Genomic DNA, 14,585 nt, shown 5'->3' on the forward strand with positions numbered 1-14,585 from the left:
TCAACGGTGTATTCTGGGTTCATACCCCGGCGCCGGCGGACGAGGAGAAGGGAGGAACGCGGGCGGCGGGGCGAAGTCGCCACGGCAACCGCGAAGGCGGACCCGGCGGCATTCATTTCTCGGCAACGTCAATAAAGGAGCAAGGAAATGGGATTGTTCACACGTTCGACGCTCGACAGCAAAATCAATGGCGCAGCCGATCTCGGCCAGCGCGCGGTGCGCGGTGCGAGTGACGCGGTCGATTCGGCCAGCGGCCAGTTGCGCAGTCTGCTCGACGATCTGGAAAGCTCGATCCAGAACGCGAAGGACATCGACGCGGACAAGCTGCGCAAGGAATTGCAATCGAAGCTCAAGACCGCGCGTTCGCAGATGAACGGCGCGAGCGGCGCGCTGGGAGGCAGGCTGAACGACGCCGCCGGTTACGCTGACGACTTCGTGCATGACAGGCCGTGGCATACGCTCGGCGCCGTGGCCGGTCTCGCATTGCTCGTCGGTTATCTCGCCGGGCGCGCGTGAGGCGCTCGGGCATCGTCCAGATCTGTCACCGGAACGGCATCGCACGCGTTCCGGCGGCGTGCCCCGCGCACGCAACGGGCGTGAGGGCGCGATACGCGCGCGCCTTCGCGCTCCCGGTTCGCCAGCAACATTCCATTGGCCGCCCGGCCGACTCCGCCGTCATCGTGTGACAGGTTAAACTCATGCCCTATCGGCTGATTTGGCGGCCGGCGCACGTCGCGTCCGGCCGTTCCGGCTTTCACAGCACGCAAGATGGGCACTCACACGGCATCCCCCGACACCTCCACCGACACCGCCGCGCCGCTCGCGGACCTGTCGCAGCACACGCCGATGATGCAGCAGTATCTGCGCATCAAGGCCGAGCATCCCGGCACGCTCGTTTTCTACCGGATGGGCGATTTCTACGAGCTCTTCTTCGACGACGCCGAGAAGGCCGCGCGTCTGCTCGATCTCACGCTTACGCAGCGCGGCGCGTCGGGCGGCAATCCGATCAGGATGGCGGGCGTTCCGCATCACGCGTGCGAGCAATATCTCGCGAAGCTGGTGAAGCTCGGCGAGTCGGTTGCGATTTGCGAGCAGATCGGTGACCCGGCGACATCGAAGGGACCGGTCGAGCGCAAGGTCGTGCGCGTCGTCACGCCGGGCACGCTGACCGACGCGGCCCTGCTCTCCGACAAAACCGATGTCTATCTGCTGGCGCTCTGCCCCACGCACAATCGTCGCGGTGTCGTGACGAGCGTCGGGCTCGCGTGGCTCAATCTCGCGAGCGGCGCGTTGCGTCTCGCCGAAGTCGCGCCCGGGCAAGTGACCACGGCGCTCGAGCGCATTCGTCCGGCGGAAACGCTCATCGCGGATTCCATCACGGATGCGCAGACGTCGCTCGGCGTGACGAATCCTGGTGCGACCACGCGGGTTCCGGCATGGCACTTCGATGTCGGCTCGGGCACGCAGCGCCTGCGCGAGCAACTCGATGTCGCGAGCCTCGACGGCTTCGGCGCGCAGACCCTCACCTGCGCGTGCGGCGCGGCCGGCGCGCTCCTGCTCTACGCCGCCGCGACGCAAGGCCAGCAGTTGCGCCACGTGCGCAGCCTGAAGGTCGAGTACGAATCGGAATACATCGGGCTCGATCCCGCCACGCGCCGCAATCTCGAACTCACGGAGACGCTGCGCGGCACCGAGTCGCCCACGCTTTTCTCGCTGCTCGACACCTGCTGCACGACGATGGGCAGCCGTCTCCTGCGCCACTGGCTGCATCATCCGCCACGCGATGCATCGATTGCGCAGGCGCGCCAGCAGGCGATCGGCGCATTGCTCGACGCGCCCACGAGCGGCGGCCTCGACACCCTGCGCGGCGCGCTGCGCAAGATCTCCGACATCGAGCGCATCACGGGCCGGCTCGCGTTGCTGTCGGCGCGGCCGCGCGATCTGTCGAGCCTGCGCGATACCTTCGCCGCACTGCCCGACCTGCGCGTGCTCGTCGCGAGCGTGGCCGCGCATGCGTCGGCGCTGGAGCGCATCACCGCCGCGCTGGAGCCGCCGCACGAGTGTCTCGATCTCCTGACGAACGCCATCGCGGCCGAGCCCGCCGCGCTGATTCGCGACGGCGGCGTGATCGCGCGCGGTTACGATCCGGATCTCGACGAACTGCGCGATATTTCGGAGAACTGCGATCAATTCCTGATCGATCTCGAAGCGCGCGAGCGCACGCGCACGGGCATCGCGAATCTGCGCGTCGAATACAACAAGGTGCACGGCTTCTATATCGAAGTCACGCGCGGACAGACCGACAAAGTTCCGGACGACTACCGCCGCCGTCAGACACTGAAGAACGCCGAGCGCTACATCACGCCGGAGCTGAAGGCGTTCGAGGACAAGGCGCTGTCCGCGCAGGAACGCGCCCTCGCCCGCGAACGCGCGCTGTACGACGCGCTGCTGCAGAATCTGCTGCCTTTCATCGCGGATTGCCAGCGCGTCGCGAGCGCGCTCGCGGAACTGGATCTCCTGTGCGCCTTCGCCGAACGCGCCCGCGCGCTCGACTGGGTCGCGCCGGAATTCACCGCCGAGGCGGGCATCGATATCGAACAGGGACGGCACCCGGTCGTCGAGGCGCAGGTCGAGCAGTTCATCGCCAACGATTGCTGTCTGAGCCAGGACCGCAAGCTGCTGCTCATCACCGGCCCGAACATGGGCGGTAAATCGACCTTCATGCGTCAGACCGCGCTGATCGCGCTGATGGCGCACGTCGGCAGTTACGTGCCCGCGAAACGCGCGCGTTTCGGCGCGCTCGACCGCATTTTCACGCGCATCGGCGCCGCCGACGATCTCGCGGGCGGACGCTCGACCTTCATGGTCGAGATGACCGAAGCGGCGGCGATTCTCAACGACGCGAGCGCGTCGAGCCTCGTCTTGATGGACGAGATCGGGCGCGGCACCTCGACCTTCGACGGCCTCGCGCTCGCGTGGGCAATCGCGCGGCATCTGCTCACGCACAACGGCTGCTACACGCTCTTCGCGACACATTATTTCGAACTCACGCAATTGCCCGCCGAGTTCGCGCAGGCGGCGAACGTGCATCTTTCGGCGGTCGAGCACGATCATGGCATCGTGTTTCTGCACGCGGTGAGCGAAGGTCCGGCCAATCAGAGCTACGGTCTGCAGGTCGCGCAACTCGCGGGCGTGCCGGCCGCGGTGATCCGCGCGGCACGCAAACATCTCGTGCATCTGGAGCAGCAGTCGGTCAGCCAGCCGGCCGCGCAGTTCGATCTGTTCGCGAGTCAGCCGTACACGCCCGATGAAGACGATCCGCCGCATGAGATTCAGGAAACGGCCGAAGCGCCGGAACATCCGGTGATGGACAAGCTGCGCGCGCTCGATCCGAACGATCTGCGTCCGCGCGAAGCGCTCGATCTGCTCTACGAACTGCATGAACTGGCGAATCGTCCGCCGGATGCATCGCGTTGAGCGTGCAGTCGCCGCGCGCCTGACGAGCGCCGTGACGATCGCGGCCGCGCTCATGTGCGGCGCGGTCGCGCCCGCTCGTGCCGAGGGAAACGCGCCGCTCGGCTTCGCCGTGATCTCCGACGCCCTCACCCGCCCCGCCGACGAAGCGCCGGTGCGGCGCATGCTCGATGCGATCGGGCGCGACAGCAGCGTCGCGTTCATCGTCTACGACGGCAATCTCAAGGGCGCGGCCGAGCCGTGCCGCGACAGCATCTATCAGTCGCGTCACGATCTGCTGGACGCGTCGCGCACGCCGCTCGTGATGCTGCTCGGCCAGCACGACTGGGCCGATTGCGGCTCCGCGCATGCGGGCGCCTACGATCCGGTCGAACGGCTCGATTTCGTGCGTCAGCTTTTCTTCGCCGATGCCAGTTCGCTCGGACAAAGCCCGCTCACACTGTCGCGCGAAAGCGACGTCGCGCGCTTTCGCACGTTCCGCGAAATCGTGCGCTGGCAGTCGCAGGGCATCGCGTTCATCGGGCTGAATGCGCCGAGCCCGAACAATCACTATCTGACCGCCGGTGGACGCAACGGCGAGTTCGAAGATCGCGCGGTCGCAACCAGCTTCTGGCTCGAACATGCGGCGGAATCGGCGCGCCGCTCCGAGATGCGCGCGCTCGTCATCCTGCTTCAGGCCGATCCTGACTTCTCGCGCTACGAGCGACGCGAACGCTTCGCATGGCTGCAATTTTCGCGCTCGAATCAGCCGCGTGACGGTTTTCTCGAACTGAAGCGCAGTCTGGTGAAGGCGGCGGAGATTTTTCGCGGGCCGGTCATCGTGATTCACGGCACCGACGCGCCCGAGCCGAACGGCTTTCATATCGATCAACCCTTGCGCAACGACAAGGCCCTGATCGTCACGAATCTCACGCGCGTGGCGATCGCGTTCAAGAAGCCGCAATCGCAGTGGCTAGAAGTGCAAAGCGATGCACAATGGCATCCGCCGTTTCGGCTGCGCGTGCGCGATGTGAAGGAAACCCGCACGCGGGAATCGAACGCGCCGGCGTCCGAAGCGCCCGCGCAATCGAGCGAGCCTTATGCGCCGTATCCCGCGCTCACGGCGCCGGCATCGACGCCGCCCGCGCTGCCCCGCAACGATCTGCCGGAGTCGCTGCCCCCGCCGCCTTCGATGCCCTTGCCCGCCTCCGACCTGCCGCCGATCCTCACGCCGCCGCAGTCCTTGCCGCCGATCTATCCGGTGCCCGCATCGGGCGTGCAATAAAAAAAGCGCAGCCGAAGCTGCGCCTTCTTTATGCATTTACCGACGCGTTCAGTGCAGCGTCGGACCGGCATCCTTGCGCGGTTCTTCGTCATCGTCGTCTTCATCTTCGTCGACGACGTGCAGTCCGTCCGCGCCATGCGCGTGCTGATGCTGGATCTCGTCGTCCGTCGCCGTGCGCACTTCCTGCACGGACAACGCGAAACGCAGCGCCATGCCCGCGAGCGGATGATTGCCGTCGAGCACGACTTTGTCTTCGGCGACGTCGGTGACGGTGTAGATGAGCGAATCGATGTCGTCATCGCCATCTTCGGGCGTGCCTTCGAACTGCATGCCGACTTCCAGCGGCTCCGGAAAACGGCTGCGCTCTTCGATCTTCACGAGTTCGGGATCGTACTCGCCGAACGCATCCTGCGGTTCGAGCTGGATGAGCGTTTCATAGCCCGCCTCGCGGCCGTCAAGCGCTTCCTCGATCTTGGGGAACGTGCCATCATAGCCGCCGTGCAGATAGACCATCGGCTCGTCGCTCTCCTCGATCAGATTGCCTTGCGCATCCGATAGCTTGTAAGCGACCGAAACGACAGTGTCTTTCGCAATTTTCATTGGATCCTCCAAGATACAAGCCTCGATTATACGATGCCCAAGCGGCCCCCTGAAGCAACACCATCCCCGGTTTCCGGCCTTCCCGCGCATGCCCGCGCGCCTTTGCCGGACGAATCCACACCTCTGTTGGGCAACCGTACGCCGCGACAGTTCATGCGGCGTTACTGGCAGAAAAAACCGCTGCTCATACGGCAGGCGATTCCCGATATCGCGCCTCCGCTCGCGCGCGACGAGTTGTTCGAACTCGCCGATCTCGACGACGTCGAGTCGCGTCTGATCACACATTTTCGCAATACGTGGAATCTGGAGCACGGCCCGTTCGCGCCCGACGAATTGCCCTCGACGAAGAAACGCGAGTGGACGCTGCTCGTGCAGGGCGCGAATCTGCACGACGATCGCGCGCATGCGCTGATGAGCCGCTTTCGCTTCATTCCGGACGCGCGTCTCGACGACCTGATGATCTCGTACGCAACCGATGGCGGCGGTGTCGGGCCGCACTTCGACTCCTATGACGTCTTTCTGCTCCAGGTTCACGGCAAGCGGCGCTGGCGTATCGGCGCGCAGCGCGATCTTTCGCTAAAACCCGGACTGCCGTTGAAAGTTTTACAGCAATTCGAGCCCAGCGAAGAATGGGTGCTGGAGCCTGGAGACATGCTTTATCTGCCGCCGCATATCGCGCACGACGGCATCGCGGAAGGCGAATGCATGACCGCATCGATCGGCTTTCGCGCGCCCTCCGCGCACGAGTTCACGGCACAGTTCCTCTATCACCTCGCCGAGCGCATGGGCGACGCGCCCGATGGCGCCAAAGGAAACGCGCGTTATCGCGATCCGGCGCAGGAGCCCGTGTCGAGCCCGGCGGCGCTGCCTTCATTGCTCATCGACCGTGTTGGCGCGATCCTTGCGAACGTCAACTGGAATGAAAAAGATATCTCGGCGTTTCTCGGCACGTATTTGAGCGAGCCGAAAGCGAACGTCGTATTCGATTCGCCCGAGCGCGCGTTGAATGAGCAAAAATTTGTGGAGCGAGCGAAAAAAACGGGCGTGAGGCTAGATAGGAAGACTATTTTGCTCTATGACGCTCGGTCATTTTTCGTAAATGGTGAAGCCGAAGTGTTGTCGCCGAAGCTGAAAAAGTGGCTTCCTGAATTGGCGGATACTCGCTGTCTGGAGGCGAAACGCTTTGTAACACTTACAGACGAATCGTCGATGACAGCGCTGCTGCACGAATGGTATTGTGCGGGCTGGCTTCGGATGGGTGCTTTGCCTTGACAGGCTTGCCTTTACGAGACTTCCTGACACGCTGCGGATGCTAGAATTTTGCTGTTCCGCAATATGAAGGTTTGTATGAGAAAGACAACGTATCGTCCCCTGATTTATCGACGGTCGTTACGAAAGTGCCTATAATTTCCGGCCAAGCCGTAGGAAGTCTCACATAAAAAAGAATTGTGAGTCTCCACAGCGGCCCAGGTCGGTGTTGGAGCACACATTACCGGTACTTTTCGCTGTTGCTTACCTTTAACCATAAAAGGACGTGATCATGAAGAAATCCCTCCTCGTAGCATCCCTGTTGGCTGCTGTTGCTCTGGCTGCATGCAACAAGTCTAGCGAAACGGCTGCTCCGAGCGCTGCAAGCGATACGTCGGCTGCTTCGGCTCCGGCTGCTGCTGCTTCGGACGCAAACGCTGCTGCATCGAGCGCTACGGCCGCTGCAAGCGACGCAGCTTCGGCTGCAGGCGCAGCTTCGGACGCTGCCGCTTCGGCTGCTGCTCCGGCATCGGGCGCAAGCCAGTAAGGCTTTGGCGCTACGACGCAGGCCGCTCGATGCGGTCCTGCGAACGAAAAAACCGGCTCTTGGGCCGGTTTTTTTGTATCTGCATTCGGGATTCTTTCGTGCGTTTTTAGAGCGAGAGCCAGTCGAAGCCTTCCGCCTGAGTCGCCACCACCACATCCACCGCGGACGCGCCCAGCACGGCCGCAAGCGCAGCCTGCGCGAGATGCGGCAGATTGTTTTGCTGGCTAAGATGCGCAGCCACCAGATGACGCAGCCTGGAACGGTCGAGCGACGCGAGAATCGCCGCCGCCGCTTCGTTGTTCAAATGCCCATGCGTTCCGCCGATACGCGCCTTCAGCGAAGGCGGATAACGGCTTGCGGCGAGCATTTCGACATCGTGATTGGATTCGAGCACGAGCGCGTCACAGCCGCTCAGCACGGTCGTGATATGCGGCGTGGACGCGCCGACATCCGTCAGCACGCCGAGACGGCAGGCGCCGTCGGAGAAGACGTATTGCAGGGGCTCGCGGGCGTCGTGAGGCACGGTGTACGGCATCACGTTCAGGTCGCCGATGGCGACGCTTTCATCGCCCCACAGCACGTTCAATTCGACGTTGGCTTCATCGGCGCCGATGGCGCGTGCCGTGCCCCAGCTCATGTGCAGCGGAATGGACCATCGGCGGGCGAGCGTCAGCGCGCTGCCGATATGGTCCGTATGCTCGTGCGTGATGACGATGGCGTCCAGATCCTCAGCGCGGCAGTTCAGGCGCGCGAGACGGCGCTCGACTTCCTTGCCGGAGAATCCGCAATCGAGCAGCACGCGCGTCGTGGTCGTGCCGCTCGATGCCTCGACGAGCAATGCATTGCCCTCGCTGCCGCTGCCGAGACTGGCGAATCTCACGATGTCTTCAGCATGTCGTTTAGTTCAACTGCGCGTGCAGCAACGACACGATACGCTGCGCATCCGACGACGTATCCGGCTGGCCATTCGCATCGACGACGCCGACTTGCGTGACCGCGTCCGCCTTCGGCCGCACGTTCACGAGGAACTGGCGCGTCGGCTTCGGCGTGTTGCTCGAGAAGAGCTTGCCGAAGAGACCGTCCTTCTTCAGCTCCGCCATGGAGTCCGAAAAATGGACGTAATAGATACCCTTGTCGCGATCGCGATTGTCGACCGTGAAGTTGGTTCGATCGAGCGCGAGACCGACACGCAGCCATGCGCGATCGAACGGCTCGGCCAGATCGAGCGTGGAACCGCCCGCGCCCTGATCCACGGCCACCTTCGCGCCGATCGGGCGTGCCTGCGCCATCAACTGCTGCGACTGCTTTTCAGTCAGGCCGAACTTCTGCATCATCTTCGTGAGCACCGCGGCTTCGAGCTGCGGATTGCGCGGACGCGCTTCCCAGCGCGACGACGTCTTGTCCTGCCCCGTCAGCACTTCTTCCATCGCGCTGTGCGTGACGGAGATGTCGGTCGAACCATCCGACGCACGATCGACCTGCGTGCGGAACATGTCGCGCGTCCCCGACGAGTACGCGAAGTCGAGCAGCTTGCCCACGCTGTTCCTGAACCAGTCGTTCGGAATGTTCGCGCGGTTTTCGGCCCAGTCCGTCGCCATGATGCCGGTCTGCGGCGCATCGGACTTGAGCGTGAAGCCGTTCTCTTCCCAGAACTCCTTGAGCGGGCCCCAAATTTGATCGGGCGAGCGGCCATCGACGACGAGCCAGCGGCGATCGCCGTCGCTTTCGACGTGCATGCCGAACGGATCCTGCGCGTTCGGCACGCCGAGCGTCGCGTTGCCGGCCGGCGTGACCGAGCGCTCGGTGGCGCCGCCGAGCGCGTTGATCTTCGGCGGTGCGGCATAGCGCTGGCTGATGTCGGCCGTGGTCAGGTCGGACGGAACGGCGAGCGACGGCGCGGTTTCGGCAGCCTTGTAGTTGACGCGATCCGGCGCAAGCCAGTCGTTGAGCGTATCGCAACCTGCAAGCGAGAAAAGCGCGCCTGCGCCGAGCGACACCACGCTCACGCGTTTGGCATGAGTAAGAAGAGCGGAAAGTTTCATGAGGTCCTTCTTTGCTGCTGATGACGCATTGCCTCGCGCCGAATCCGCTCTAGCCGAGCGGCTCGGCGAGGCCAATGACGAGGCCAATGAGCGGCGGTTGATGTCGGAAGGTGTGGTTCATTTCGATCACTCGCGGCGGCGCGGCCTTTCGATTCTTTGTGACTTGGCGCGCCGCCACGTGTGATCAGGCGAGAAGCCCGGAGTCCCGCAACGCGTCACGCACGACGTCGTGATAACGCGCGTCGAGCGGCGTGAGCGGCAAGCGGATGCCGCCTTCCATGCGGCCCAGTTCGGCGAGCGCCCACTTGGCCGGAATCGGATTCGATTCGCAGAAAAGTTGCTTGTGCAGCGACAGCAGTTTCAGATGGATGCGGCGCGCGGTGATTGCATCGCCTTCGATCGCGGCGCGGCAGAGCTGGCTCATTTCCTTCGGCGCGACGTTGGCCGTCACCGAAATATTGCCGTGGCCGCCGAGAAGCATCAGCGCGATGGCCGTGGGATCGTCGCCGCTGAAGATCGCGAAGTTCGCCGGCGCGTGCTTGATCAGGTGCGCCGCGCGATCGATATTGCCCGTCGCTTCCTTCACGCCGATGATGCCCGGCACTTCCGCGAGGCGCAGGATCGTCTCGTTGCTCATGTCGGCGACGGTGCGGCCCGGCACGTTGTAAAGCAGCACCGGCAGATCGACGGCTTCCGCGATCGTGCGGAAATGGCGATACATGCCTTCCTGCGTCGGCTTGTTGTAATACGGAACGACTTGCAGCGTGGCGTCGGCGCCGACTTTCTTCGCCTGCTTCGAGAGCTCGATGGCCTCGGCCGTCGAATTGCCGCCCGCGCCCGCGATGATCGGAAACCGCTTGGCCGTGTGCTCGACGGCCGTCTGGATCATGAGGATGTGCTCTTCGACCGACAGCGTGGCCGATTCGCCGCTGGTGCCGACCACGACGAGACCGTTCGAGCCTTGCTCGACATGCCAGTCGATCAGTTTTCGAAACGCCGGCAGATCGAGACTACCGTCCTCGTGCATCGGTGTGACGATGGCAGGGATGCTGCCGCGGATCTGGATGCCGCCGTGTGTTCCGTTTGTCATGAAACTCTATGAATTTAATCGTGAATTTAATCGCGAAAAGCGATATTACGCGATTGTAGCGGATTAGCCGGTCAGCGCGAAACGCGGCGGACCCGAGGGTGTGTTACCAATCGTGAGCGGCTTTTCTCCGCGAACCGCGCAGATTCGCTGCACGTAAGCGGGACGCGGGTCGTCGACGAATCCGTCTTCATAGGCGATCACGCGCAGCCGCCCTCGCACCGCTTCCAGCAGCTCGCCGGGTTCGAGCAGGAACGCGGGATTCGACGGCTTGCCGATGCTGCCGTTGCCCGCCGCGAACGTCTCGTAAATCAGCACGCCGCCGGGCGCGAGCGCATCGATCAAATGCCCGAACAGCGGGCGATGCAGATAGTTCGTGACGACGATTGCATCGAACGTTCGGTCGCCCGGCAGCGGCCAGGGCGCATTTTCGATATCGGCCGTCAGCGTGTCGATGCGGGAAATCGCGGACATCGAACCGAGCGCGTCGGCGTCGCGGTCGATGGCGAGCACCGAAAAACCGCGCGCCGCGAACCAGCGGGCATGGCGCCCGCTGCCCGCGGCGACGTCGAGCACCGCGCCGCCGGGCGCGACCAGATGCGCCCAGCGCGCGACCCACGGACTCGGCGCCGCTTCCATCAGTTGTAAGACAGGCCCATGGCCTCGCGCACTTCGCGCATCGTTTCCGTGGCGAACTTGCGCGCTTTGTCGCAGCCGTCCGCGACGATCGCGCGCAACAGCGACGGGTCGTCCATGTACTTTTGAGCGCGCTCGAGCATCGGCTGCTGCTCGCGCAAAATGCCTTCGATCACCGGCTGCTTGCATTCCAGGCAACCGATGCCCGCGCTGCGGCAGCCCTTCTGCACCCATTCGTGCGTCTTTTCGTCGGTGTAGACCTGATGCAGTTGCCAGACCGGGCATTTGTCGGGATCGCCCGGATCGGTGCGACGCACGCGCGCCGGGTCGGTCGGCATCTTGCGGACTTTCTGCTCGATCGTCGCCGCATCCTCACGCAAGCCGATGGTATTGCCGTAGGACTTCGACATCTTCTGCCCGTCCAGCCCCGGCATGCGCGACGCCTCGGTCAGGAGCACCTGCGGCTCGACGAGAATGATCTTGCGCGAACCTTCCAGATAGCCGAACAACCGCTCGCGGTCGCTCATCGACAGGCTCTGCGATTCCTGCAGCATGGCGCGCGCTTGTTCGAGCGCTTCGTCGTCGCCTTCCTGCTGATACGCGACGCGCAGCTCGTGATACAGCTTCGAGCGCTTGCCGCCGAGCTTCTTCGCGGCTTCCATCGCCTTTTCCTCGAAGCCCGGCTCGCGGCCGTACAGGTAGTTGAAGCGGCGCGCGATTTCACGCGTCATCTCGACGTGCGGCACCTGATCCTCGCCGACCGGCACGAGCGACGCGCGATACAGCAGGATGTCCGCCGCCATCAGCACCGGATAGCCGAGGAAGCCATACGTCGACAGATCTTTCTCGCGGAGCTTTTCGATCTGCTCCTTATAGGTCGGCACGCGTTCGAGCCAGCCGAGCGGCGTGCCCATGCCGAGCAGCAGCGCCAGTTCGGCGTGCTCGGGCACGCGGCTCTGGATGAAAAGCGTGGCCTGCGCCGGATCGATGCCCGACGCCAGCCAGTCGATGAGCACCTCCCACACGTTTTTCTCGATGACCTCGGGCGTCTCGTAGTGCGTCGTGAGCGCGTGCCAGTCGACCACCGCGAAGAAGCACGGGTATTCGGACTGCAGCCGCACCCAGTTTTTCAGCACGCCGTGATAGTGGCCGAGGTGCAGCGACCCGGTGGGCCGCATGCCGGAGAAGATACGGTCAGGGAACATGATGTTATGGGAATAGTGAAGCGAGGGGATTCAGAATAGCCGACACCGCCGTATAGCCGACGTTCACGAGCGGTCCGAGCCAGAAGCGCGTGAGCACGCCGGTCACGACGAGCGCCATCACGATGAAGAAGCCGTACGGCTCGAGCTTCGAAAACGCGATCGACGCGCGCACCGGCAGGAGCGCCATGACGACACGGCCGCCGTCGAGCGGCGGCAACGGAAAGAGATTCAGCACGCCGAGCACGAGATTCACGCCGACGCCCGCGGCCGCCATGCGCGTGAAGAAGAGTTCGTCGACGTGAAAGGCCGCGAGCAGCACCGCGATCACGCCCCAGACGAGCGCCTGCACGAAGTTGCTGCCGGGGCCCGCCGCTGCGACCCACAGGCTGCCCCAGCGCGGATTGCGCAGATTGCCGAACGCCACCGGCACGGGCTTCGCGTAGCCGAACATGAACGCGCCGCTCGTCACGAAGTACAGGACGATCGGAATCACGATCGTGCCGATCGGATCGATATGGCGCATCGGGTTCATCGAGACGCGGCCGAGAACGTAGGCCGTGTTGTCGCCGAGCAGTCGCGCGGCATAGCCATGCGCGGCCTCGTGCAGCGTGATCGCGAAGATCACGGGGAGTGCGTAGACCGCGATGGTCTGTATCAGGGAAGGGTCCATGGGGCGGTATTGTATCAAGCAGGCAGGTCGGATCAGGCGCGCGCGGCGACGCCGGGCACGCACGGTTTCGCCTCATGGTGCGCCAGAATACTTAATCGGGTCTTACGCCCGTGTGCGCTACCGCCCGGCGCTTACGCCGTGAGCCCGAACGGTTCGAGACTGCCTCTCCCCGCGCGCACGAGCACTGGCTCCCCCGATGAAAGGTCGATCACCGTCGACGGCTCCGCCGGGCACGCGCCCGAATCGATCACGAGTTCGACCTGCTTTTCCAGCCGTTCGCGAATCTCCTCGGGATCGTTGAGCGGCTCGGTGTCGGGCGGCAGGATCAGCGTCGATGCGAGCAACGGTTCGCCGAGCGCCTCCAGCAGATCGAGCGTGATGCGGTGATCCGGCACCCGCAGCCCGATCGTCTTGCGCGACGGGTGCGAGAGCCGGCGCGGCACTTCCTTGGTCGCCTGCAGCACGAAAACGTAAGGCCCCGGCGTCACCGATTTGATCAGCCGGTACTGCTGGTTGTCGACCATCGCGAAGTTCGAAAGCTCGGAAAGATCGCGCACGAGCAGCGAAAGCAGTTGCTTGTCGTCGATGCCGCGAATGCGTCGCAATCGCTCGACGGCGTCTTTATCGTCGAGATGGCAGCCGAGCGCGTAGCTGGAATCCGTCGGCAACGCGACGAGACCGCCGTCCTTGATGATCTGCACGGCCTGATTGATGAGCCGCGGCTGCGGATTGTCCGGATGAATGCGGAAAAATTGAGACATGGCGACGCCTTATTGTTTCGATCGTTATCGCGAAGGCCTGAGCGGCGCGAATCGCGCGCGAACGCGCCTGACGCGATGTGCGTGCGGAAAATCACCGGTGATGCAAAGACCGTGCGCGGCAAGACGGCGCGCGCCAAAGGAACGTTACAGCCAGCGCTCCCAGACAGGCGTGAGATCGTCCGGCAGCGGCGGGAGCTGGCCGAGATCGACGCGCCCTTCGCCTGCGCCGTGGAAGTCCGAACCGCGCGAGGCCTCGAAGCCGTAGCGGCGGGCGACGTCGGCATATTCGCGGTACTGGTCGGGCGTGTGGCTGCCCGTCACGACCTCGATCGCGCGGCCGCCGAGCTGGATGAATTCGTCGAAGAAGGCGGCGAATTCGACCGGCGTGTAATCGTAGCGCCCGGGATGCGCGACGATCGGCTCGCCGCCCGCGTCCTTGATCCATTTGACGGCGTCGGCGAGCTTCGCCCAGCAATGCCCGACGAAACCCGGCTTGCCGTCGCCGAGATAGCGCGCGAAGACGTCGGACGTGGACTGCGCGTAACCCGCCTCCACCAGATACCGCGCGAAGTGCGTGCGCGAAATCATGTCGGGATCGTCGGTGAAGCGCAGCGCGCCCTTGTGGCAGTCCGGAATGCCGATCGCCGCGAGCGCCTCGCCGATCGCCACGCCGCGCGCCGCGCGTCCGTTGCGCGTGGATTCGAGCCCCCTGAGCAGCGCGGCGTTGTCCGGATCGACGTTCATCCCGACGATATGCACCGTGCGCGACGCCCACGTCACCGAAATCTCGACGCCGGGCAGATACGCCATGCCGAGCGTCTCGGCGGTCTTGCGGGCTTCGTGTTGTCCGCCGAGCTGGTCGTGATCCGTGAGCGACCACAAAGTCACGCCGTTCGCATGCGCGCGCGCCGCGACTTCGGCGGGCGCGAACTGGCCGTCGGACACGGTGGAATGGCAATGCAGATCGGCGTTCATGTTCGGCTCTGGGGTTTCACTGACATTCTAACTGTAACGGCATGACACGCCGCTTATGTAGTGCCTTCGTAACGTG

The 14,585-nt window shown here is 64.1% G+C and carries 15 protein-coding genes; 6 read left to right on the top strand and 9 right to left on the bottom strand.

Annotated features, from left to right (window positions below; translation table 11 throughout):
- Positions 1-147 precede the first annotated feature (147 nt).
- The 3 genes from NOV72_RS20330 (at position 148) to NOV72_RS20340 (ending at position 4,738) form a co-directional block, all read left to right on the top strand.
- Positions 148-516 (top strand): ElaB/YgaM/YqjD family protein, encoded by a 369-nt coding sequence (locus tag NOV72_RS20330; RefSeq protein WP_106856384.1) that lies wholly within the window; start codon positions 148-150, stop codon positions 514-516.
- A 252-nt stretch (positions 517-768) separates the two neighbouring features.
- Positions 769-3,477 (top strand): DNA mismatch repair protein MutS, encoded by a 2,709-nt coding sequence (gene mutS / locus NOV72_RS20335; RefSeq protein ID WP_106856385.1) that lies wholly within the window; start codon positions 769-771, stop codon positions 3,475-3,477.
- Complete coding sequence (locus NOV72_RS20340) at positions 3,440-4,738, top strand: hypothetical protein (RefSeq protein ID WP_181291126.1); 1,299 nt, start codon at positions 3,440-3,442, stop codon at positions 4,736-4,738. The genes mutS and NOV72_RS20340 overlap by 38 nt, the downstream gene beginning before the upstream one ends.
- A 48-nt stretch (positions 4,739-4,786) precedes the next feature.
- On the opposite strand, the gene NOV72_RS20345 is transcribed toward NOV72_RS20340, so the two are convergent.
- Positions 4,787-5,338 (bottom strand): FKBP-type peptidyl-prolyl cis-trans isomerase, encoded by a 552-nt coding sequence (locus tag NOV72_RS20345; RefSeq protein ID WP_106856387.1) that lies wholly within the window; start codon positions 5,336-5,338, stop codon positions 4,787-4,789.
- A gap of 33 nt (positions 5,339-5,371) precedes the next feature.
- Here NOV72_RS20345 and NOV72_RS20350 point away from each other — a divergent pair, with 33 nt between their 5' ends.
- Both NOV72_RS20350 and NOV72_RS32805 read left to right on the top strand, forming a co-directional pair.
- The gene (locus NOV72_RS20350) at positions 5,372-6,610 is read left to right on the top strand and encodes a cupin domain-containing protein (RefSeq protein WP_106856388.1); all 1,239 of its coding nucleotides are present in this window, start codon (positions 5,372-5,374) and stop codon (positions 6,608-6,610) included.
- A gap of 268 nt (positions 6,611-6,878) precedes the next feature.
- Complete coding sequence (locus NOV72_RS32805; protein ID WP_106856389.1) at positions 6,879-7,133, top strand: hypothetical protein; 255 nt, start codon at positions 6,879-6,881, stop codon at positions 7,131-7,133.
- A gap of 106 nt (positions 7,134-7,239) precedes the next feature.
- Here the strand turns inward: NOV72_RS32805 and NOV72_RS20365 are convergent, their stop codons facing one another.
- Together NOV72_RS20365 and bamC are read right to left on the bottom strand one after the other, a co-directional pair.
- The gene (locus NOV72_RS20365; RefSeq protein ID WP_106856390.1) at positions 7,240-8,013 is read right to left on the bottom strand and encodes an MBL fold metallo-hydrolase; all 774 of its coding nucleotides are present in this window, start codon (positions 8,011-8,013) and stop codon (positions 7,240-7,242) included.
- A gap of 19 nt (positions 8,014-8,032) precedes the next feature.
- Entirely contained in the window at positions 8,033-9,175 is a 1,143-nt protein-coding gene (bamC, locus tag NOV72_RS20370) for an outer membrane protein assembly factor BamC (protein WP_106856391.1), read from the bottom strand.
- Here bamC and NOV72_RS32030 point away from each other — a divergent pair.
- Complete coding sequence (locus NOV72_RS32030) at positions 9,174-9,359, top strand: hypothetical protein (protein WP_146150029.1); 186 nt, start codon at positions 9,174-9,176, stop codon at positions 9,357-9,359. The two genes, bamC and NOV72_RS32030, sit on opposite strands and share 2 nt — an antisense overlap.
- Here the strand turns inward: NOV72_RS32030 and dapA are convergent, their stop codons facing one another.
- The 6 genes from dapA to NOV72_RS20400 all read right to left on the bottom strand — a co-directional run bounded on the left by dapA (position 9,360) and on the right by NOV72_RS20400 (position 14,509).
- Positions 9,360-10,265, bottom strand: coding sequence for a 4-hydroxy-tetrahydrodipicolinate synthase (gene dapA / locus NOV72_RS20375; RefSeq protein WP_106856392.1), 906 nt, complete (start codon positions 10,263-10,265; stop codon positions 9,360-9,362).
- A gap of 63 nt (positions 10,266-10,328) precedes the next feature.
- Positions 10,329-10,901, bottom strand: a complete 573-nt coding sequence (locus tag NOV72_RS20380) for a class I SAM-dependent methyltransferase (protein ID WP_106856393.1) — start codon at positions 10,899-10,901, stop codon at positions 10,329-10,331.
- Complete coding sequence (locus NOV72_RS20385; protein WP_106856394.1) at positions 10,901-12,103, bottom strand: tryptophan--tRNA ligase; 1,203 nt, start codon at positions 12,101-12,103, stop codon at positions 10,901-10,903. Before NOV72_RS20385 ends, NOV72_RS20380 begins: the two co-directional genes overlap by 1 nt.
- Positions 12,104-12,107: 4 nt before the next feature.
- Positions 12,108-12,773, bottom strand: a complete 666-nt coding sequence (locus NOV72_RS20390) for a site-2 protease family protein (RefSeq protein WP_106856395.1) — start codon at positions 12,771-12,773, stop codon at positions 12,108-12,110.
- Between the two features lie 131 nt (positions 12,774-12,904).
- A complete protein-coding gene (locus NOV72_RS20395; RefSeq protein WP_106856396.1) occupies positions 12,905-13,534 on the bottom strand; it encodes an L-threonylcarbamoyladenylate synthase in 630 nt (209 codons plus the stop codon).
- 144 nt (positions 13,535-13,678) lie between these two features.
- On the bottom strand, positions 13,679-14,509 hold the full coding sequence (locus tag NOV72_RS20400) for a 3',5'-nucleoside bisphosphate phosphatase (RefSeq protein ID WP_106856397.1): 831 nt from the start codon (positions 14,507-14,509) through the stop codon (positions 13,679-13,681).
- Positions 14,510-14,585 lie beyond the last annotated feature (76 nt).

The sequence above is a fragment of the Caballeronia novacaledonica genome (assembly GCF_900258035.1).
GTDB lineage: Bacteria > Pseudomonadota > Gammaproteobacteria > Burkholderiales > Burkholderiaceae > Caballeronia > Caballeronia novacaledonica.